The organism is Streptomyces sp. NPDC058697, from assembly GCF_042715345.1.
GTDB classification, from domain to species: domain Bacteria; phylum Actinomycetota; class Actinomycetes; order Streptomycetales; family Streptomycetaceae; genus Streptomyces; species Streptomyces liliifuscus.
This window is the reverse complement of record NZ_JBHXSU010000005.1, coordinates 386,221-406,298: the sequence shown is the minus strand read 5'-3', so window position 1 is coordinate 406,298 and position 20,078 is coordinate 386,221. Positions and strand designations below refer to the sequence as shown.

The window sequence follows — 20,078 nt, the reverse complement described above, 5'->3', positions numbered from 1 at the left end:
ATCAAGCGTGCGCCGCCGCCTCGTCATGTGGCAGGTCGGGCTGTGCCCCGGAGCGCTGTTCAGTGCCGTGACAGGGCCCCCCACCCGCCTTTCCCGCAGGTCGGACCCCCGGCACACTCGAAGGCATGGATCGTGAGCAGCACAGCAGTGGCACCGAGCTGGGGCGGTACCTGCGCGCCCGCCGGGCTCAGGTGACCCCCGAGGAGGCCGGACTGCCGCCCGGCACTGGCCTGCGCCGCACACCTGGACTGCGCCGCGAGGAACTTGCCACACTCGCCGGAATCAGCATCGACTACTACACCCGGCTGGAGCGCGGCAAGGAAACCCATCCCAGCCCGTCCGTGGTCGACTCCCTCGCAGGCGCCCTCCGACTGGAGGAGGCGGAACACGACCATCTGCGCAGCCTGGCCGCGCGCGCCGCACTCCCCGACTCGGGGCTTCGCCCGAACGGGGGGACCACCGTCGCTCCAGAACGGCCGGCCGCGCCAAGTCGCTCCGTGCGACCCGGAGTCAAGCTGCTGCTGGAGGCCATGCGGCCCCACCCCGCGCACGTGGTCAGCCGCACGGGCGACCTGCTGGCCTCGAACCCGGGCGGACTGCGGCTGCTCACCGGAATGGAGGACTGGCCGGCCAGGCAACGCAACATCGCGCGCTACGTCTTCCTCCACCCCGCTGCCCGCGAACTCTTCGAGGACTGGGGCAACCAGGCCCGCGGCTGCGTCGGCCGCCTGCGCGCCCTGGCAGGCACCTCCCCCGATGCCCCCGACCTCACCACGATCGCTGGCGAACTCCTGCTCAAGAGCCCGGAGTTCGCCCGTCTGTGGGAACGCTACGACGTCACGGGCCACTCCTACGGCCGTAAGACGTTCCACCATCCCGACGTCGGCGACCTCACCCTCGGCTATCAGTCCATGCAGCTGGAGGGCACTCCCGGCCACCGCATGGTCGCCTACCACGCCGAGCCCGGCAGCGCCGAGTACGACGCGATGGTCCTGCTCGATCTGGCGGCGTCCGACTCGGCGCACACCTTGAGGATCGAATCCTTGCGCACCCGGTCCGCGGACTGACAGAGCCTCACCCTGGGCCGTCACCCGCCGACGCACCGGACGCCGGCCCGAGCCACCGAGAACCGAAAGGAGGAGCGGCATGCGCACCACCACTCTCGGCCCCGACGGACCCGAGGTCGGTGTCGTCGGCCTGGGCTGCATGGGCATGAGCTTCAGTTACGACCAAGCCGCCCCGCGGGACGAGGCCGAGCTGATCTCGGTGATCCGCCAAGCGCTCGACCTGGGCGTCACGATGGTCGACACGGCGGACGTGTACGGCCCGTACACGAACGAGGAGTTGGTCGGGCGAGCCCTGACGGGCGGCCACCGGGAGCGCGCCGTGCTGGCCACCAAGGTCGGCGTGCTGGCCCGGGACGGTGCGGTCACCGGCCTCGACGGCCGTCCTGAGCACATCCGTCGTTCGATCGACGAGAGCCTCGGGCGCCTCAGTACCGACCACGTCGACCTCTACTACCTGCACCGCGTGGACCCTGAGGTACCGATCGAGGAAAGCGTCGGCGCGCTGGCCGAGGCCGTCGCGGCCGGGAAGGCCCGCGCAGTCGGTCTGTCCGAGGTGAGTGTCGAGCAGATCAAGCGGGCCCAGTCCGTCCATCCGGTCACTGCGGTCCAGTCCGAACTGTCGCTGTGGACAAGGGACTGGATGACCGAGGTACTGCCGTACAGCACAGAGCAGGGCATCGCCTTTCTGCCCTACTCGCCCCTGGGCAAGGGTTTCCTCACCGGCCGCTTCACTTCACGCGACGACCTGCCTCAGGACGACTTCCGGCGCGGCCTGGCCCGCTTCCAGCAGGACGCCTTGGCGATCAACCGCGCCATCACGGACAAGGTCCGCGAGATCGCCGACCGCATGCGGGCCACCCCCGCTCAGGTGGCGCTGGCGTGGGTGCTGGCCAAGGGTGAGTACGTCGTCCCGATCCCTGGCACCAAGACGCCCAAGTACCTGCACGACAACGCCGGTGCTGCGGACCTGGAGCTGAGCCCGGCAGACCTTGCCGAACTCGACGCCCTGCCCGCACCAACGGGTGGCCGCTACTACTGAGCCGCCGCCGACCCAAGCACCACAACAGATCAGCCCAACACATCAGTCAGAGGAAGTTGGTCATGGAGTACACGCGCCTGGGAACCTCGGGTCTGAAGGTCAGCCGTATCGCGCTCGGCTGTATGAGCTTCGGCGACCCCGCGAAGCGGATGCCATGGGTGCTCGACGACACGGCGGCCGAGCCGATCTTCCGGCAGACCGTCGAACTCGGCATCACGTTCTGGGACACTGCCAACATCTATGGCCTGGGCACCTCGGAGGAGATCGTCGGGCGCGCGCTGCGCAAGTACACCCAGCGCGACGACATCGTTCTCGCCACGAAGCTGTTCCAGCCCATGCACCAGGGGCCGGGCGGCGCGGGACTCTCGCGCAAGGCCGTCATGGAGCAGATCGACGCCTCGCTGCGGCGCCTGGACACCGACTACATCGACCTGTACCAGATCCATCGCTTCGACCCCGAGACACCGGTCGAGGAGACGATGGAGGCGCTGCACGACGTGGTCAAGTCGGGCAAGGTCCGCTACATCGGTGCCTCGTCGATGTGGGCGTGGCAGTTCGCCAAGTTGCAGCATGCGGCGGAGGCGAACGGATGGACGAAGTTCGTGTCCATGCAGGACCACTACAGCGTGATCCATCGCGAGGAGGAGCGGGAGATGTATGGCCTGCTCGCCGACCAGGGCGTGGGCAGCATCCCGTGGAGTCCGCTCGCCGGGGGAAGGGTGACCCGTCCCTGGGGCGAGCAGGGTACGACGCGGTCGGAGGAGGACCGCCAGTTCGACATGAACGGACGGCCGCTCTTCCTCGACAGCGACAAGGCCATCGTCGACGCCGTGCAGAAGATCGCCGAGGGGCGCGGGGTGTCCATGGCGCAGATCGCGCTGGCCTGGGTGCTCAAGAACCCGGTGGTCTCGGCCCCGATCGTGGGCGCCACCAAGCCGCACCACCTGGCCGACGCCGTCGCCGCGCTCGACGTCCGGCTCACCGACGACGAGATCGACGCCCTTGAGTCGCCGTACGTGCCACGCATGCCCATCTTCTTCTCCTGACCGGTCGGCAGAGGTCGACGTGCCGGTGCTCGTGCGGAGCTCGCCCAATCCCGAAAGCGTGGGACTCCGAGCGCGGGCCCGGTGCGGCCGCAGTGCTCTGCCGCTCGTGGGGCAAGTCCGCACCTGTTGAGGCCGCCCATAGCAGACAAGTGATCTGCTTGGCCAGGATGTTGGGTGCCCTGTCAATACCCTGATCAGCGCTCCCTGGCACAACACGGCCTGGCGTGGGGTGAGCCCGTCAGGAAGGGTGGGCGAGGAGCGTGGAACTCCCGCACGCTCGGAATTGACGCGCTGTCCGTGACGGACCTGCCGCCGGGATTCCCGGAGCGCCGCAGAGGGAGACCGGTCCTTTCCCGCTTCCCGGGCAGGAGCCGAATGAACCGAGAACGGCCGAAAGGAGGAGCATGCCCCGAGACAGGACACCCCGGCCCATGCTCGCTCTGGCCGCTCTCCTCATAGCCCTGCAGTTCCTCGGCGTGCCGGCGCCCGGCGCGTCCGGACAGCACTCCGCCCACGACTCTGCCGCGGCGCCCCTGGAACTGTCGACGGACGTCGTCGTCACCGAACCCGCCGACGAGTCCACCCCCTGCGGAGACGTCGGTCAGGTCGTGGACCTGACCTCCTGGCTGGCCGGCCGTGACCGCCGCCACGCCGTGGAACCCGAGGTGGCGCCCCCCGCCGGCGGTGCCCGGGGGGACGAATGCAGCGCACCGCCCCCAGGCGGCCTCACGGCATCGCACCTCGCGTCGAGATCCCCGGCCACCCACTCGCTCGCCTCACTTCAGTTGTTCCGCTGCTGAGTCGTTCCGCTGCTGAGTCGGCCTGCGGACCGAGGCGACACCATGCCCCACCCGTACCACGTTCACCGAGTATTCGGCATGGGACCGTCGCCCTGCCCGCGTGCGCTTTGTGCTCGTACCTGTCCGGCGCACCGAACGAATTCCCCTCACCCATGCAGGGATCGAAAAAGGCTTGCACGTGAATCAGAAATACAAAGTGATCATCCTGGTCACAGTTGCTGTCCTGACCATGGCGGCGCTCATCTATGTCAACCTACAAAATGTGCGGGACACGGCCGAGGCTGGCCGGACAACCCAGGCGGGGTTCTAGAGATGCTACGCAAGCTGCTGTTCTGGAGCCTCATGGTGGTGTTTCCGCTCCCACTGGCGCTCACCTACGATTCCCTGACCGAGGAGCCGCCACTCCTGGTTTTCTACATATTCCTCGGCCTGATCGCATATACATGGTGGCTGCTGTCCATCGTGCTCAGCGTGAGACCGTCATGGCTTCACCGTTTTGTGGGACTGCCGTCCATTTATGCCCTGCACGGGGTACTCGGCGTGCTGGCAATCGGCGCGGCATACATCCACAGTGACTACTCCTACTCGCCGAGCCGGCTGGCTCGAACCCTGGGAGATTGGGGGTTCTACGGGGCTCTCGTAGTGCTGTGCTTCTCGGCGTTCTTCATGAGCGGATGGTTCGTCGACAGATCGAGAATTCTACTGAAGGCCAAGGTAATTCTGGAGATCCTCTTCCGCCGCCAGCTTTCCGTGTGGATTCATCGGCTCAACCTGGTGATCGTCGTAATGATCTGGCTGCACGTCCATCTGCTGGTGAGGGTGAACCAGTACTTTGCGTTCATGGTGCTTTTCGATCTGTACACAGTGACGGCACTTGGCATCTATGTCTGGAAGAAATGGATCGCCCCCGATACCTATCTGATGGGAACCGTCACAAGCAACGACACGCGCGGTGGGGCGACCCGCAGGGTTTCAGTGGGCCTCGACAGCAAGGCGGCGACCCTGCAGCCGGGCGACTTCTTCTTCCTCAGCTTCGAGGGGTCTTCCTCCGTGAGCAGAGAATGGCATCCCTTCTCGGTGACCGACGACAACCAGAAAACCTTGACCTTCACCATTCGGCAGCACGGAGACTTCACTCGCCGCCTCGACGATGTCGAAGTGGGAACCCGAGTCCGCCTGGAGGGGCCGTTCGGCCGCTTCGAATCGATCATCCAGGGTCGAGACCGTGAGGCTCCGCTCGTCTTCGTCGGGATGGGCGCCGGCGTGGCACCGCTGCTCAGCTTGGCAGCGGCCCACCACACCACGCGAAGGATTCACCTGCTGTGGGCCGTGCGCAGGCCGGAAGACGCCTACTACCGGGACGTGCTCGAGGAGTACCAGGCAGCGTCCGGAGACCGTTTGCAGGTCACCATCAGTGTCGGCCGGTTCCGCCGCGAAGATCTTGCCAGCACGCTGTCCGCGGAGGCAGTCGCAAAGGGTGCGTTCTTCATCGTGGGTCCAAATCCCGCCGTGTTGACGAACGAGCGTCTACTGCGGCGCATGGGAGTCTCCGCACGGCGAATACACCAAGAACGCCTCACCATGTAGGCGGTACGAAAACAGTTTCAGGCGGCCCCTGGAAAATCGATATCGCCGACGACACGGAGTTCACGGAGATGACAAGCACCACGCGCCGGAAGTTTCTTGCGATGGCCACCGTTGCATTGGCCGGAGGCAGCGCCGCAGGCTGCACAATAGCCGAGGGGGCAAGTGAGGCCCTCACCGGTCCGAAATCAGAGAAATCCACAAGAACCGCGGAAACCGCCCCTCCGCTGGACAGGTCCCGCACTCTGGTCGCCTATTTCTCCGTGCCGGAGACCGACGACCCGGACAACATGAACGAGAACGAGGAGAACAGCACTCACGTCGTCGACGGAAAGGTCCTCGGCAACACCCAGTACGTCGCTCAAATCATTGAGGAGCGCACCGGCGCCGAGGTTTTCCGCATCGAGACGGCCGAAGAGCTGCCGCTTGATCACCAGGCCCTCACAGATCTCGCACTCAAACTACAGGAAGGAAACGAAAGGCCGAAACTAAAATCCCTGATCCCGAAACTGGAAGAATATGATACGGTCTTCATCGGCTATCCGATCTGGTGGTACGACCTGCCGATGCCGATGTACACGTTCCTTGAGCAGCATGACTTCAGCAAGAAGAACATCATGCTGTTCAGCACCCACGGCGGAAACCGCCTTTCGGGAACTGTAGAAATCATCACCGAAACGCTTTCCGATTCCACCGTGATAAGCAATGCTTTCACGATCTCGCGAGACGACATGGACAATGCGGAGTCGGAAGTGGACAGTTGGCTCGACAGTCTCGGGGTTTCATGATGTCCCACCAGTTCGCTGTGGGGTGCTCTGGCATTGCGTGGAACAGTACGGCCTCCCTGCCCGGCGGCCACGCTGATTGAATCATCCTTATCGCCCGGCAATATCGCCGCCACAGGACGCCCGTAACCGCACAGGCCTGGCGCTTCTTCGTCGCCGGCCGCGATGCGGTGACGCACCAAGGGCGCTATCAACCGACGACCATGAGGGATGTAACTCATGCACGAACAGGACAGCACGCCGAACGGACCCTCGAACGACCGCGGCCGTCGCGGCTTCCTGATGGGCGCCGCCGGTCTGGCGGCCACCTCGGTGGTGGCCGCGTCGGCCACACCGGCACAGGCGGCAGTGTCCGCCACCGGGGCCAGGGGCCCCGTCGGCCGTCGTAATCAGGTGACGGCAGCCATCACGCAGACCGGTCACCGCAAGCTCGGGCGGTTGAAGGTCTCCAGCATCGGCCTCGGTACCCAGACCATGCCGGGCAACCTCTACGGCCCCGTCACCAGCCGCAAGGACATGGTCAACCTCGTCCGGACGGCCGCCGACCAGGGCGTGACGTTCTTCGATTCGGCCGAGGCGTACGGGCCGTTCGAGTCAGAACGGATCATCGGCGAAGCCCTCCGGCCCGTCCGCGACGACGTGGTGATCGCATCCAAGTTCGGCTGGAACATCGACCCGGACACCGGGGCGAACACCGGCCTGAACAGCCGTCCGGAGCGCATCCGGCAGGTCGTCGACGGCATCCTGAAGCGCCTCAGGACCGACCACATCGACCTGCTCTACCAGCACCGCGTCGACCCCACCGTCCCGATCGAGGACGTCGCGGACACGGTGAAGGACCTCGTCGCCCAGGGCAAGGTCCTGCACTGGGGCCTCTCCGAGCCGGGCCTGCAGACCATTCGCCGGGCCCACGCGGTCCTCCCGCTCACCGCGATCCAGAACGAGTACTCCACCGTCTGGCGCGGCCCGGAGGAGAACGTCCTGCCGCTCTGCGAGGAACTCGGCATCGGATTCGTGTGCTTCTCACCCCTGGGCAATGGCTTCGCGACCGGCCAGATAAGCCCGTACTTCCAGTTCACGGAGGGCGACCGCCGGACCGCCTTCCCCCGCAACAGCCGCGACAACCTGGCCGCCAACATGCCACTGGTCCAACTGCTCCAGGACTGGGCCGTACGCAAGGGCGCCACACCCGCCCAGATCGGCCTCGCCTGGCTGCTGGCCCAGAAGCCGTGGATCGTGCCGATACCCAGCACCACCAGGCTCTCCCACCTCCTGGAGAACATCGGCGCGGAGGAAGTCAGGTTCAGCCCGGACGAACTCCAGGAGTTGAACGCCGCCGTCGCGAGCATCACCATCCACGGTGCCCGGCTCTCGCCGGCGGGCCTCGCGCTGACGGGCGTCGAAGCACCGCCCCGCCGCTGACGGCCGTACAAACCGAAGTGCGCAGCACAGCGCCCTCCCGCCCCCGGTTCGAACTCCCGTGCAGCTAAGGGGTGTTCGGACCGGGGGCGAGTGGTACCTGCCAGAATTCGTTCCGCGTTGCACGGCAGGCGCCCCGGCCCGCGTATGCCACGTCACCGACGACGGCATCCGGCCGGGTTCGGGGCGACGGTCCCGGGGACCGATACCTTCCCCATCTCTGGCAGGCCCTGGTGTTCGTCGACAGCATCCCGGACCCTTCGCTTCGCACCGGAACAGCTCGGGACAGAGGGAGCAGCGGTCGGGTGTTTGCCGTCGTGTTGGCGCCGGCCGTCAGGCGGTGGCCTTCGACAGGGCCTCGAACTCGTCGGCGGTCAGCTCGATGGCTGCGCCGGCAAGGTTGTCCTCCAGGTGCGCAACGCGTGAGGTGCCCGGGATCGGGAGCATCACGGGCGAACGCTTGAGCAGCCATGCGAGGGCGAGCTGCGCCGGCGAAGCCTCGTGCTGTGTCGCCAGCTCGGACAGAGGGCTGCCCTGGCCGCTCAGTGCTCCGGTCGCGAGCGGGAACCACGGGATGAACCCGACCCTGTTCTCGGTCGCCCAGTCGAGCAGCTGCTCGGACGAGCGGTCTGTGAGGTTGTAGAGGTTCTGCACGGAGACGATCGGCGCGATCGCCTGTGCCGCCTCGACCTCGGCCACGGTGACCTCGCTGAGGCCGATGTGACGGATCTTGCCTTCGTCCTGGAGCTTCTTGAGTTCGCCGATCTGGTCTTCGAGCGGGGTATCGGGGTCGATGCGGTGGAGCTGGAAGAGGTCGATGCGCTCGATGTCGAGGCGGCGCAGGCTCAGCTCGGCCTGCTGGCGGAGGTAGGCGGGGCGGCCGACGGGCGCCCAGAGATCGGGCCCCTGGCGGGTCAGGCCAGCCTTGGTCGCGATGACGATGTCGTCGCCGTAGGGGTGCAGGGCCTCACGCAGGAGGCCCTCGGTGACGTCGGGGCCGTAGCTGTCGGCGGTGTCGAAGAAGTTCACGCCGAGCTCGGCGGCACGCTTGATCACGCGGACGGCTTCGTCGCGGTCCTTCGGCTCGCCCCAGACTCCCTTGCCGGTCAGCTGCATGGTGCCGTAGCCGAGACGGTTGATCTCCAGGTCGCCGCCGAGGCGGAAGGTGCCGGATGCCTCTGCGGGGCGGGCGGTGTCGGTGGTGGTCATCTCGTGTCATCCCTCAGGGTGGTTGGTGACTGACGGCACCGGATGGTGCCGCGGGTTCTGCCGGACGGAGAGGTGTCAGCGCAGCAGGTCAGGCCGGAGGAGAATGGTCTGGGCGGGTCCGTCCTTGTCGTGGGCGTGTGCGCCGATGCGGACCTGGTAGCTGCCGCCCGCGACACTGAATGCCCCGGCATCGACGTCCCAGCCGGCGAGCAAGCGCGGTTCGAGGTGCAGCGCCAAGGAGAGGCTCTCGCCCGGTTCGAGGTGGACTTTTTCGAAGGCGGCGAGCCGAGGTCCGAAATCGTCCCGGTCGCCGCCGACGGGCATGCCGCGGCTGACATACACCTGGGCCAGGAACTCTCCGGCGCGGGCGCCGGTGTTGGTGACGATGCCCGCTACGCGGACGTCCGGGCCGTGGGCGGTGACGGTCAGGCCGCTGAAGGCGAACATGGTGTAGGACAGTCCCCAGCCGAACGGGTAGGCGGGCACGAGTTGCTCTCGTTCGAACCAGCGGTAGCCGACGTCGCTGCCCTCGATGTCGTAGGAGACCTCGAAGATCTCCCCGATGCGTTCCATGTTGGGGTTCGAGGTGGTCGTGGCCGGGTCCCTCTGCTCGGGTCGCGGGAGCTGCTCGATCGACTCGGGGAAGGTCACCGGCAGGTGGCCGGAGGGGTTCACGCGTCCGAACAGGACTCCTGCGATGGCCTGTGCACCGCGCCCTCCAGGGTAGAACGCGGCGATGACGGCCGGGACCTTCGCTGCCCAGGGGAGGCTGACGGCGCCGCCTGACTGGACGACAACGACGGTGCGGGCATTGGCTTCCGCCACCGCTTCGATCAGCTGCTCCTGCCCGTCGGGGAGTCCCAGGCCCTGTGTGTCGAGGCCCTCGGCGCGCCATTGTTCGGCGATGACGACAACGAGGTCGGCGCCTCGGGCGGCTTCTGCGGCGGCGGCGATGTCGATGCCGTCGTGGAAGTCGACGTGGGCGGCTCGTGCTTCGGCGCGGATCGCGTGGAGCGGGGAGGAGGGGTGGTGAACCCGGTCGGCCCAGACCCGGTCGATCCCGGACTTCTCGACGATGCTGCCGTGCGGAGTGACGGTGGAGGAGCCGCCGCCGGAGAGAACTCCGACGTCGGCGTGCCGTCCGATGAGCACGATGCGCTGAAGGCCCTGCGGGGCGGGGAGCAGGTCACCGGTGTTCTTGAGCAGGACGAGTCCGCGCTCCGCGGCCCGCTGGGCGATGAGGTCGTCGGCGCTGTAGTCGAGCGCGCCGCCAGGCGCGGGCGGGTCGTCGATCACGCCGAGGCGGAACAGGGTGCGGAGCTGGCGGTGCACCATGTCGTCGATGCGCTCCTGCGGAACGCGGCCTTCGCGTACGGCCTCTCGCAGCGGTGCACCGAAGTAGGGTTGCGGGTCGAAGTTCGCCCCCGACTGGACGTCGAGGCCGGCGAGAACTGCCTTCTCGGTGGAGTGGGTGGCACCCCAGTCGGCCATGACCCAGCCGTCGAAGCCCCAATCGCCCTTGAGGACGGTGGTGAGCAGGTGAGCGTTCTCGGACGCGTAGTGGCCGTTGACCAGGTTGTAGCCGGGCATCACCGCGCCTGGACGGCCGTCCTCGATGGCGATCTGGAAGGCGAGGAGGTCCGATTCGCGGTGGGCCGTCTCGTCGATGCGGGAGTCGGCCATGACGCGGCCGGTCTCCTGAGCATTCAGGGTGAAGTGCTTCACAGTGGACACCACGCCCTGGGCTTGGATCGCCTCGACGGAGGAGCCCGCCAGACGGCCGGTAAGCAGCGGGTCCTCGCTGAGGTACTCGAAGTTGCGGCCGCCGGTGGCCTCGCGCACGAGGTTGGCGCCGCCGGCGAGCTGCACGGCGAACCCCTTGGCCCGGGCCTGGCGGCCGACGACCGCGCCGGTCTCCCGCGCGGTCCCGACATCGAAGGTCGCCCCGAGCAGCAGGGCCGAAGGCAGCGCGGTCGCGTTGTCGCCCTGCCGGATGCCTCCGGGATTGACGACCCCGAGGCTGGCGTCAGCCTGCTGGATCGCCGGAAGGCCCAGACGTGGGATGGCCGGGTAGTACGCCGCCGACCCCAGCGCCCAGTCCGGGATCTGCGGATAGCCCGGGACCGGCAGGGCAATCGGTGCGGACAGCCAGGAGAACTTCTCGTCCTCGGTCATCGCCGCGACGACCAGCCGGGCACGTTCGTCCGGTGTGAGACTCCGGTCCTGCCACGGGTGTGCTCGCGCGCTGGGCATCGCTCCTCCAATGAGTATCTGCTGGATGACCCCAACCAAAATCGTTCGATGACCGGGAGGGGTTGGGCGTCTGTTGTGCTTGGGCCATAGCCCTACGATGCATGGTTGACATAAGTGGCAAGGTCAACCCGGAAGCTGCGGGGGCGGAAGCGAGGATGGTCCTATGCGCATCGGAGAGCTGGAGAAGCTGACGGACACGCCGGCGCGGTCCCTGCGGTACTACGAGGCGCAGGGGCTGATCTTTCCGAAGCGGCTGCCCAACGGATACCGTGACTACGACGACTACCTGGTCGACCGGGTGATCCAGATCCGTGGACTGATCGACAGCGGTATCCCCACCCGGATCGTCAAGCAGATCCTGCCGTGCCTCGACAAACCCCGCGAGATTGTTGTCGATGATGCCGACCCGGAACTGTTGGTACTCCTCGCACACGAGCGTGACCGGATGACGGCCCGCATCCAGTGCCTCACCCAGAACCGCGACGCCATCGACAGCTACATGAAAGCCGTCGACGAAGCGACCACGTAACGCAGCAGCGTCGGCACCGGTACCGCACCAGGGTGCCGTACCAGCCTCTCTGCGGGGTGTGCAGCCTTCCGTTTGACCTTGACACTGGTGTCAATGTTTAACCCTGGGGTGACGCACGAACGACACGACCTCGCGGCGGCATCACAGGTGTCCAGTCGCGATGGTCCTCCGAACGGAGCACACATCATGGCCGACACCAGTCGTCTCAATGTCATCCGCCAGTCGCCTTCCTACTGGCGGATCGTCATCGACAACCCCCCGTTCAACCTCTTCGACCCGGAGATGTTCGCGGAACTGAACGTCCTGATGGACGAGATCGAACACGACACCGATCTCAAGATCGTCGTATTCGAGAGCGGGGACGAGGACTTCTTCGTCAACCACCACGATGTCGCCCGCGGCCATGGGGCGGCCGACCAGCCAGGTGGCGCCTCGTTCGACCACTGGCCGACCTTCGTGACCCGGCTCGCACAGTCTTCCGTGATCAGCGTGGCAAAGATGCGCGGCCGCGCCCGGGCGCAGGGGTTCGAGTTCGCCCTCGCCATGGACATGCGCTTCGCATCGAAGGAACGGGCGGTGTTCTCCTTGATCGAGGTCGCCGGCTCCTCCATTCCGGGCGGCGGCGGCGTCGAATGGCTCGCCGCCCTGATCGGACGCTCCAGGACCCTCGAGGTCGTCCTAGGCGCGGACGACTTCGACGCGGACATCGCCGAACGCTACGGTTGGGTCAACCGATCCGTTCCCGACAGCGAGCTCGACGCGTTCGTCGACGCCTTCGCCGAGCGCGTGAGCCGTTTCGAGAAGCGCGCGCTGGAGGTCGGCAAGAAGCTGGTCAACGCGCGCGCCGGCGTCCCCTCGGAAGGGGATCTCTGGGTCTCCAACCACGTGCTCGCCGGGGTGGACGCCTGGCCCGAAGCGCAGGCAATGATGCCGAAGCTGAACGCCGCAGGCTTCAGTACGGACAAGGAGTTCGAGTTGAACATGGCCGAGCGTCTCGGAAGTCTTCCCTCTGAATGACCGGCATCCGGGCGGCCGGGCGCAGTGTGCGGCCGCCCTGCCACCGGTGGTGCGTTGGCTGCGGGGTCGGGGCGGCATAAGCCGGACAGTGTGCGCTTCGCCCCCTGCCTGGGGGCCGTGACGACGAAGCTCGATGACCCTTTTTCGACGCCGTCGCAGCGTCACGGCTTCCGTGAGTAATCTCGCTGGCCTGCTCGTGCCGAGCGACCCTGGCCCTCATCATCTGGGGCGTCGCCGTCGTGCCCGACTTCCCCGGACAGACCAAGGCAGGCCCGGAGGCCGCTGCGGCTGCCCTGACTGCACCCTGCGAGCTGGGCCGCAGCTGCTTGGCGTTGTTCTTTCCGCGAGAACTACTGGGACCCCGAACAGGCAACGGCACACCTTGGCCTCCACTGCGCTCGATGACCCGGCAGCCACCCGGGGCACCGTCACCCAGGTCGTCTCAGCCATCCGGCGGGTGATCCGCGAGCTTCCCTGCGGCGGGGAGACGGCTGCGAGCACTGCACCGCACTCGACTACCGGTCCGGACGGCGGACTCCGACAGCCGGGGCCGCACACCTGATGTACCCGCCGTGGCGTGCCTTCAGGACACCTGAAGCAGCAGGATCCGGTCGTCGCTGTCCTCCGGCGAACCCTTGCCGTCGGTGTTGCTGGTGACCAGCCACAGCCTGTCGCCGCCCGCCGCCACCACCGTACGCAGCCTGCCGTACGAGCCTTCCAGCGCGGCCGAGGGCTCGCCCGCGACCCTGGAGCCGTCCAGCGGGATGCGCCACAGCCGCTCGCCCCGCAGGCCCGCCATCCAGATCGCGCCCTCGGCGTACGCGATGCCGCTGGGGGACGCGTCGGCGGGACGCCACTGGGCAACCGGATTGGTGAAGCCCGCCCGGTCGCTTCGGCCCTCGACCTCCGGCCAGCCGTAGTTGCGGCCAGGCCGGATCAGGTTCAGCTCGTCCCAGGTGTCTTGGCCGAACTCCGATGCCCACAGCTGCCCGTCGTCGTCGAAGGCCAGGCCCTGCGGGTTGCGGTGACCGGAGGAGTACACGAGCGAGTCGGGCTCCGGGTTGCCGCGTGCGGGCCGGCCCTCGGGGGTCATGCGCAGTACCTTGCCGCCGAGCGAGTCCTGGTCCTGGGCGATCGGCTGGTCCCACGTCTCGCCGGTGCTCGCGTAGAGCATGCCGTCCGGGCCGAAGGTGATCCGGCCGCCGTTGTGGTACGTCCCGTTGGGGATTCCCTCCAACACCGTCTCCGGACGGCCCAGTTGCTCGCCCTGGGGGCGTGAGGTGTCGTACCGCATGCGGACGATGCGGTTGTCCGAGGCCGTCGTGAAGTAGGCGTACACCAGGCGGTCGGAGGCGAAGTCCGGAGAGACGGCGAGCCCGAGCAGGCCGCCCTCGCCGGGCAGGTCCTGCGCTCCCTCCACGGTCCCGGCCTCGGTCTTCCGGCCGTTGTCCGCGTCGACACGGGTGATCGTGCCGTCGTCGCGGGAGGAGACCAACAGGTCGCCGTCCGGCAGCGCGGCCATGCCCCACGGGGTGTTCAGCCCCTGCGTCACGGTCCGAAGGACGCGCACACGCGAGGAATCCGAGCCCGCGTCGTCTGCCCCGGCGGACGGGGCGGACTCCTCCTCGCCGGTCGAGGTGCAGCCCGCGAGTAGCAGTACGGCGGCTGCGCAGGCCGCGGCCCAGGGCGTTTTCGGGGTAGGACGGGGCACGGCTGGTTCCTCTCGATGACACGGATGGTGGCGCTGTTCAGGGGACGGTGGAAGGGGGCGGGGCGGGCGCGACGCGTGCCTGCCCCGCGGGTCCGCAGGCGGTTGTTGATCCGGGCGGGCCGCGTCGGGCGGTGGGTCAGCTCTGTGCCTGGCCCACGGGCCACACCTGCGCGGCCCGCAGGGCGGCGATCACGCCGCCGTCGGCCAGGAGGTCAGTTCCGGTGACGAAGCCGGCCTGGTGGCCGAGCAGGAAGGCCGCCGCCTCGGCGACGTCGTCGGGGGTGCCGATGCGCCCGGCGGCAGACGTCTCGATCATCTGGCGGTATCCCTCTCCGCCGGGGCCCGACATCTCGTCCTGGGCCAGGGGGGTGGAGATGATGCCGGGGCTGATGCAGTTGATGCGGGCGCCGTGCCTGCCCCACTCGACGGCGGCGGCCTGCACGCGCAGCGCGTTGCCGCGCTTGGACAGGGCGTAGGCGGCACCGGAGTCGCCCACCTTCTCGGGGGCCAGGAACGGCAGGGCGAGCAGCTCGGAGACGGGGGTGCTCGCCAGCGCGTGCTCGGTGTCGTACGGGTACGCGCCCGCCATGTGACCGGCCATGCTGGAGATGACGACACCGGCACCGCCGGGCGCGATGACGCGGGCGAACTCGTCGAGGACCAACGCGGTGCCGACCAGGTCGACGTGCAGGACCTGCTCGGTGGTGCCCTGTACGGGCGAGACCCCGGCGCTGTGCACGACCTGCGTGACGGGGCCCAGCTCCGCGGCCGCGTCGGCGAGTTCGGCGACCGCGGCGTGCTGGGACACGTCGACGAGGTGGGTGGTCACGTCATGGCCCGCGCCGCGAAGCTGTTCGGCGGCGACGCCCAGTCCCTTCTCGCTGTGGTCCGCGAGCAGCACGGCGCGGCCGATGCCCACTCGACGGGCGATCGCCAGGCCGATTCCGCCCGCGCCGATGATGACCGCTACGTCCTTGTCCATCGTCATCGTCTGTCTCCTGTGATCGAAAAGAGGGCTGTGCCGAGGAAGAGATCTCCTACAAGCGTTCAGCCTGCTCCGCGGCGCCGTGATGTGGCAGACCGGGCTGTGCCCTGTAGCGGTGTTCAGTGACCTGCCAGGGCACCCCTTGTGGCCACGGGCTCGTGGATCGGCCCGGTGCCATGGGCGAGAGGCAGACCGGTGCCGTGGTGGGCGTGGGCGATGATCTCCGCGGTGATGGAGACGGCTGTCTCCTCCGGTGTGCGGGCGCCGAGGTCCAGGCCTATCGGTGAGTTGAGGCGGGCCAGGTGCGTCTCGGGCACGCCCGCCTCCCGCAGCAGACCCAGGCGGTGGTCGTGGGTCCGCCGTGAGCCCATCGCGCCCACATACCCCACAGGCAGGCTCAGGGCCATGCGCAGGAGCGGGATGTCGAACTTGGCGTCGTGAGTGAGCACGCAGACCGCTGTACGGGCGTCCACCTGGGTCGCGGCCAGGTAGCGGTGGGGCCAGTCGACGACCACCTCGTCGGCGTGCGGGAAGCGGGCGGCAGTGGCGAAGACAGGACGGGCGTCGCAGACGGTGACCCGGTAGCCGAGGAAGTGTCCGGCCTGGCTGAGGGCTCCCGCGAAGTCGACTGCGCCGAAGATCAGCATCCGGGGGCGGGGTGCGTTGGTGTGGACGAGCAGGGACAGCCGTTCGGGGCAGGTGTCGGCGTCCCCGCCGACCTCGACCAGTCCTGTGCGTCCCGCCCTGAGCAGGGCGCAGGCCTGCATCGCGACCGCCCTGTCCTCACGCGGGCCACTCAGGGTGCCTTCGTACGCACTGCCGTCGCCGAGCACACACAGGGTGCGGCCGAGGAGATTGTCCGGCCCGTCCACCACCTGCGCCACGGCGGCGGGCCGGCCTCGCCGTATCTCTTCGAGGGCGACGGCGAGGTGCGGCTGGTCGACGGAGTCCACTCGCTGCACCAGCACCTGGATCTCGCCACCACAGGTCAGGCCCACGGCAAAGGCGTCGTCGTCGGAGTAGCCGAAGCCAGCCAGCGCGGGAGGACCGCCGTCCGCCAGGACCTGACGGCACAGTTCGTAGACGGCCCCCTCCACGCAGCCTCCGGAGATGCTGCCGACCGCATTGCCGTCCGTGTCCACTGCGAGCGCGGTGCCGGGCGGCAGGGGTGCGCTGCCGCTGACCCGGACCACGGTGGCCAGGGCGAAGGGACGGGCCTCGCGGCACCAGTCGTACAGCGTGTCCGCGACGTTCAGCATGGGCGGGTCTCCGTGAAGGGCTGACGGTTCGGGCGGGCCGCCACCGCGCGCCGCGGGGGAACGGGGTCGCGGCAGCGGCCCTGTTGCCCGGTGGCTGTGCGTGGTCGGCCACCGGGCGGTTCGGAGAGCCCCCGGGCGGCCGTCTCACCACGAAACCGGCTGCCCGGGGACTCGATTCAGGGCCTCGGCTCAGATCAGAGCCTCGGCAGTGATGGGCAGTTCGCGGATCCGGCGCCCGGTGGCGTGGAACACGGCGTTGGCGACGGCGGGCGCCACGCCGACCTGCACGACCTCCCCGAGGCCCTTGACGCCCAGGGGGTCAGCCTCGGTGTCTTCTCCTTCGAGGTATATGGCCCGCAGGTCGGGGACGTCGGCGTTGACCGGGACGAGGTAGTCGGCCAGGTTCGCGTTCACGATCCTGCCGTCGCGGTGGTCGGTGACCGTGTGCTCAAGCAGGGCCGTGCCGATGCCGCCCACCATGGCGCCGAGTGCCTGGCTGTCGGCGAGCTTGGGGCTGATGATCCGGCCCGCGTCGTACACGCCGAGCATCCGCCGCACCCGGACCAGGCCCAGTCGCCGGTCGACGGCGACCTCGGCGAACGTCGCCGCGTACGCATGGGTGGAGAACCGTTCCACTTCCTCGCCCGGCGTGTAGGACCCGTTGGCTTCGAGACGGGGGCGGTTGTTGCGAGCCAGGAGCTGCCGGTAGGTCTCCCCGCGCGCCGGGTTGTCCTCCACATGCAGCCGACCGGCCCGTACGACGACATCCGCGGGGGCGACGCCGTACAGCGGCGACCGCTCGTCCTCCACAGCGAGCTTGATCGCCTGCTGCCGCAGCTTGTCGCAACCGTCCTGGACGGCGGACCCGACACTGGCCATGGTCTTCGAACCGCCCTGCAGCGGGGCCGGCGGCATGATCGAATCGCCGAGGCGGAAGGTCACACCGCGCATGCTCAGGCCGAGGGCATCGGCAGCGACCTGGGTCATGGAGGTGTACGTTCCCGGTCCCATGTCACTGGCCGCGGACTGCACCAGTGCGGTGCCGTCGGCATCCAGCCGGACCGACGCCTCGGCCGGGTCACGCCGGGTGTGGTAGGCACCCGCGGCCATGCCCATACCGATCAGCCAGTCGCCGTCGCGGGTGGAGCGCGGCCGGGGGTTGCGGCGGTTCCAGCCGAACGCGCGGGCGCCGGTTGCAAAGCACTCGCGCAGTCGCCGGGTGGAGAACGGCAGCCCGTCGGACGGGTCCTCCTCCGGTTCGTTGCGCAGGCGCAGCTCGATCGGATCCACACCCACCTCGTACGCGAGTTCGTCCATCGCCGACTCGACGGCATAGGAGGCGGTGGCGTATCCGGGCCCGCGCATCCACGTCGGGGTGTTCACGTCCAGCGGCACCGACCGGTGCGTCATGCGGACGTTGGGCGTGTTGTAGAACATCTGCCCGAGACTCAGGATGGGCTCACCGTGCGTCTCGTAGCGGGAGGTCTCCGACCTCAGGTCGTGGACCATCGCGGTCACACGTCCGCGCCGGTCACTTCCCACACGTACCTGGTACTCGTACGTGGGCCGGTAGCCCACGTGGAAGTAGAGCTGCTCGCGGGTCAGCGCGAGCTTCACCGGACGGCCCGTCTCACGCGCGGCGACGGCCGCGATCGTGGTCTGCGGCCAGACCCTCGACGCGTTGCCGAACGCACCGCCGACGAACGGCGAGATGACGCGCACCGAGTTCTGCGGGATGCCGAACACGGCGGCGAGTTCGTTCCGGGCGCCTTGCACCCACTGGGTCTTGTCCCAGACGGTGAGCCGGTCGCCGTCCCAGCGGGCGACGGTCGCGTGCGGCTCCATCGCGTTGTGGTGATTGCGGGCAAGCCGGTAGGTCGCATCCAGACGTACGGCCGCGGAGCCCAGCGCCGCCTCAGCGTCGCCCCGGGCGTAGTTGAGGGGCTGGCCGCCGGCCGGGCTGCCATTCATGTCGGTCGACGGCCGCCGCGAGTCGTACTCGACCTCCACCAAGTCCGCGGCGTGCTGCGCGACCTCCAGCGTGGTGGCCACTACGACAGCAACGGGCTGACCGTGAAAGAGGATTGCATCGTCCTGGAAGGCACGCAGGCGCCTGCCCGGCGGGTTGTATCCCCCGGGATTGTCGCGATACGCCAGCGTGGGTGCGTTGAGGTGGCTGATCACCGTCAGTACACCGGGCTGGGCGAGGACGGCGCGGGTGTCGATGCCGGTGATCCGTCCGAGGGCGACGCTGCTGTCGACGACGACCGCGTGCACGGTCCCTTCGGGGTCGTGGTCGGCGGCGTACTTCGCCTGCCCGGTCACCTTCAGCCGTCCGTCGACGCGGGAGAGCGGTGCGCCGACGGCTGCCTGCGGCTGGGGGCTCATTTGCTCTCTCCTACGATGCGCAGCTGGCGTTCGACGGTCCGCTGGAGCAACTCGACCTTGAAACGGTTGTGTTGGAGGGGACGGGCACCGTCCGCCGCCTCCTTGGACACCTCGGCCCACAAGGCGTCCGAGGGGCGCTCGCCGATGATGCGGCGCTCGACGGCAGGCAGCTTCCACGGCACCGTGCCCACGCCGCCGGCGGCGACCTTCGCCTCGCGGATGACCCCGCCACGGATGTGCAGCGCGACCGCCGCGGAGGTCAGCGCGAACTCGTACGACTGCCGGTCCCGCACCTTCAGGTAGCCGGACTTGAGGGGACGAGGAAGGGCCGGAATCTCGACGGCGGTGATCAACTCGCCCCTTCGCAGGGCCTGTTCGCGGTTGGGTGTGCTGCCCGGCCGAAGCAGGAAGTCCGTGAAGGCAACCCTGCGTTCGGTCCCGTCCGGGCCGAGCAGATGAACACGCGCCTCCAGTGCCGCGAAGGCCACGGCGACATCGGAGGGATGCGTGGCCACGCAGGACTCGGAAGTGCCGAGGATGGCGTGGGTGCGGTTGTAGCCTTCCCGGGCTGCGCAGCCCGCGCCCGGCTCACGCTTGTTGCAGGCGGCCGTGACGTCACGGAAGTACGTGCAGCGGGTGCGCTGCATGATGTTGCCGCCGATGGTCGCCATGTTCCGCAGTTGGGCCGACGCGCTCAGTTCCAGAGCCTGCGAGACGACCGGGTAGAGGGTGCGCACCTTGGAGTGGGCGGCGGCCTCCGTCATCCGCACGAGGGCGCCGATACGCAGGCCGCCGCGCTCGGTGACGGTCACGTCCCGCAGTGGCAGATCACTGATGTCGACGAGTGTGTCGGGGCGTTCCACGGTCTCGCGCATCAGGTCGACCAGGGTGGTGCCCCCGGCGATGTAGCGCCCGCCGCGTCGGCCCGCGGTGAGCGCGTCGGCGGTGTCGGAGACCTTGGTGAAAGAAAAGGGGTGCATGGGGGCC

General features: G+C 68.4%; 17 protein-coding genes. 10 read left to right on the top strand and 7 right to left on the bottom strand.

Features of this window, described 5'->3' with window-relative positions:
* The first annotated feature begins 125 nt into the window (after window positions 1–125).
* The 8 genes from ACFWXQ_RS15440 to ACFWXQ_RS15405 all read left to right on the top strand — a co-directional run bounded on the left by ACFWXQ_RS15440 (window position 126) and on the right by ACFWXQ_RS15405 (window position 7,743).
* Window positions 126–1,067, top strand: coding sequence for a helix-turn-helix transcriptional regulator (locus ACFWXQ_RS15440; protein WP_383936822.1), 942 nt, complete (start codon window positions 126–128; stop codon window positions 1,065–1,067).
* Window positions 1,068–1,146: 79 nt separating this feature from the next.
* Window positions 1,147–2,106: an aldo/keto reductase gene (locus ACFWXQ_RS15435; RefSeq protein ID WP_383936825.1), complete on the top strand. Its 960-nt coding sequence runs from the start codon at window positions 1,147–1,149 to the stop codon at window positions 2,104–2,106.
* Window positions 2,107–2,168: 62 nt separating this feature from the next.
* Window positions 2,169–3,152 carry an aldo/keto reductase gene (locus ACFWXQ_RS15430; RefSeq protein ID WP_383936827.1) on the top strand — a complete coding sequence of 328 codons (984 nt, stop codon included), beginning with the start codon at window positions 2,169–2,171 and terminating at the stop codon, window positions 3,150–3,152.
* 404 nt (window positions 3,153–3,556) lie between these two features.
* Entirely contained in the window at window positions 3,557–3,952 is a 396-nt protein-coding gene (locus tag ACFWXQ_RS15425; protein WP_383936829.1) for a hypothetical protein, read from the top strand.
* 100 nt (window positions 3,953–4,052) lie between these two features.
* Window positions 4,053–4,262, top strand: coding sequence for a hypothetical protein (locus tag ACFWXQ_RS15420; protein ID WP_383936830.1), 210 nt, complete (start codon window positions 4,053–4,055; stop codon window positions 4,260–4,262).
* 2 nt (window positions 4,263–4,264) lie between these two features.
* Window positions 4,265–5,539 carry an FAD-binding oxidoreductase gene (locus ACFWXQ_RS15415; RefSeq protein ID WP_383936831.1) on the top strand — a complete coding sequence of 425 codons (1,275 nt, stop codon included), beginning with the start codon at window positions 4,265–4,267 and terminating at the stop codon, window positions 5,537–5,539.
* A 68-nt stretch (window positions 5,540–5,607) separates the two neighbouring features.
* The gene (locus ACFWXQ_RS15410; RefSeq protein WP_383936833.1) at window positions 5,608–6,324 is read left to right on the top strand and encodes a flavodoxin; all 717 of its coding nucleotides are present in this window, start codon (window positions 5,608–5,610) and stop codon (window positions 6,322–6,324) included.
* A gap of 216 nt (window positions 6,325–6,540) precedes the next feature.
* Window positions 6,541–7,743, top strand: a complete 1,203-nt coding sequence (locus ACFWXQ_RS15405) for an aldo/keto reductase (protein WP_383936835.1) — start codon at window positions 6,541–6,543, stop codon at window positions 7,741–7,743.
* Between the two features lie 330 nt (window positions 7,744–8,073).
* Here ACFWXQ_RS15405 and ACFWXQ_RS15400 read toward each other — a convergent pair whose 3' ends face one another.
* Window positions 8,074–8,949 (bottom strand): aldo/keto reductase, encoded by an 876-nt coding sequence (locus ACFWXQ_RS15400; RefSeq protein ID WP_383936837.1) that lies wholly within the window; start codon window positions 8,947–8,949, stop codon window positions 8,074–8,076.
* Between the two features lie 75 nt (window positions 8,950–9,024).
* The gene (locus ACFWXQ_RS15395) at window positions 9,025–11,202 is read right to left on the bottom strand and encodes a glycoside hydrolase family 3 C-terminal domain-containing protein (RefSeq protein ID WP_383936839.1); all 2,178 of its coding nucleotides are present in this window, start codon (window positions 11,200–11,202) and stop codon (window positions 9,025–9,027) included.
* A gap of 163 nt (window positions 11,203–11,365) precedes the next feature.
* Between ACFWXQ_RS15395 and ACFWXQ_RS15390 the strand changes: the two genes are divergently transcribed.
* Entirely contained in the window at window positions 11,366–11,731 is a 366-nt protein-coding gene (locus tag ACFWXQ_RS15390) for a MerR family transcriptional regulator (protein WP_383936840.1), read from the top strand.
* Window positions 11,732–11,818: 87 nt separating this feature from the next.
* Window positions 11,819–12,748 carry an enoyl-CoA hydratase/isomerase family protein gene (locus tag ACFWXQ_RS15385; protein WP_383936919.1) on the top strand — a complete coding sequence of 310 codons (930 nt, stop codon included), beginning with the start codon at window positions 11,819–11,821 and terminating at the stop codon, window positions 12,746–12,748.
* A 583-nt stretch (window positions 12,749–13,331) separates the two neighbouring features.
* Here the strand turns inward: ACFWXQ_RS15385 and ACFWXQ_RS15380 are convergent.
* The 5 genes from ACFWXQ_RS15380 to ACFWXQ_RS15360 form a co-directional block, all read right to left on the bottom strand.
* Entirely contained in the window at window positions 13,332–14,459 is a 1,128-nt protein-coding gene (locus tag ACFWXQ_RS15380) for a PQQ-dependent sugar dehydrogenase (protein WP_383936842.1), read from the bottom strand.
* Between the two features lie 136 nt (window positions 14,460–14,595).
* Entirely contained in the window at window positions 14,596–15,441 is an 846-nt protein-coding gene (locus tag ACFWXQ_RS15375; RefSeq protein ID WP_383936921.1) for an SDR family oxidoreductase, read from the bottom strand.
* A gap of 122 nt (window positions 15,442–15,563) precedes the next feature.
* Window positions 15,564–16,703, bottom strand: a complete 1,140-nt coding sequence (locus tag ACFWXQ_RS15370) for an XdhC family protein (protein WP_383936844.1) — start codon at window positions 16,701–16,703, stop codon at window positions 15,564–15,566.
* Between the two features lie 189 nt (window positions 16,704–16,892).
* The gene (locus ACFWXQ_RS15365; RefSeq protein ID WP_383936846.1) at window positions 16,893–19,091 is read right to left on the bottom strand and encodes a xanthine dehydrogenase family protein molybdopterin-binding subunit; all 2,199 of its coding nucleotides are present in this window, start codon (window positions 19,089–19,091) and stop codon (window positions 16,893–16,895) included.
* A complete protein-coding gene (locus ACFWXQ_RS15360) occupies window positions 19,088–20,071 on the bottom strand; it encodes an FAD binding domain-containing protein (protein WP_383936848.1) in 984 nt (327 codons plus the stop codon). Before ACFWXQ_RS15360 ends, ACFWXQ_RS15365 begins: the two co-directional genes overlap by 4 nt.
* Window positions 20,072–20,078 lie beyond the last annotated feature (7 nt).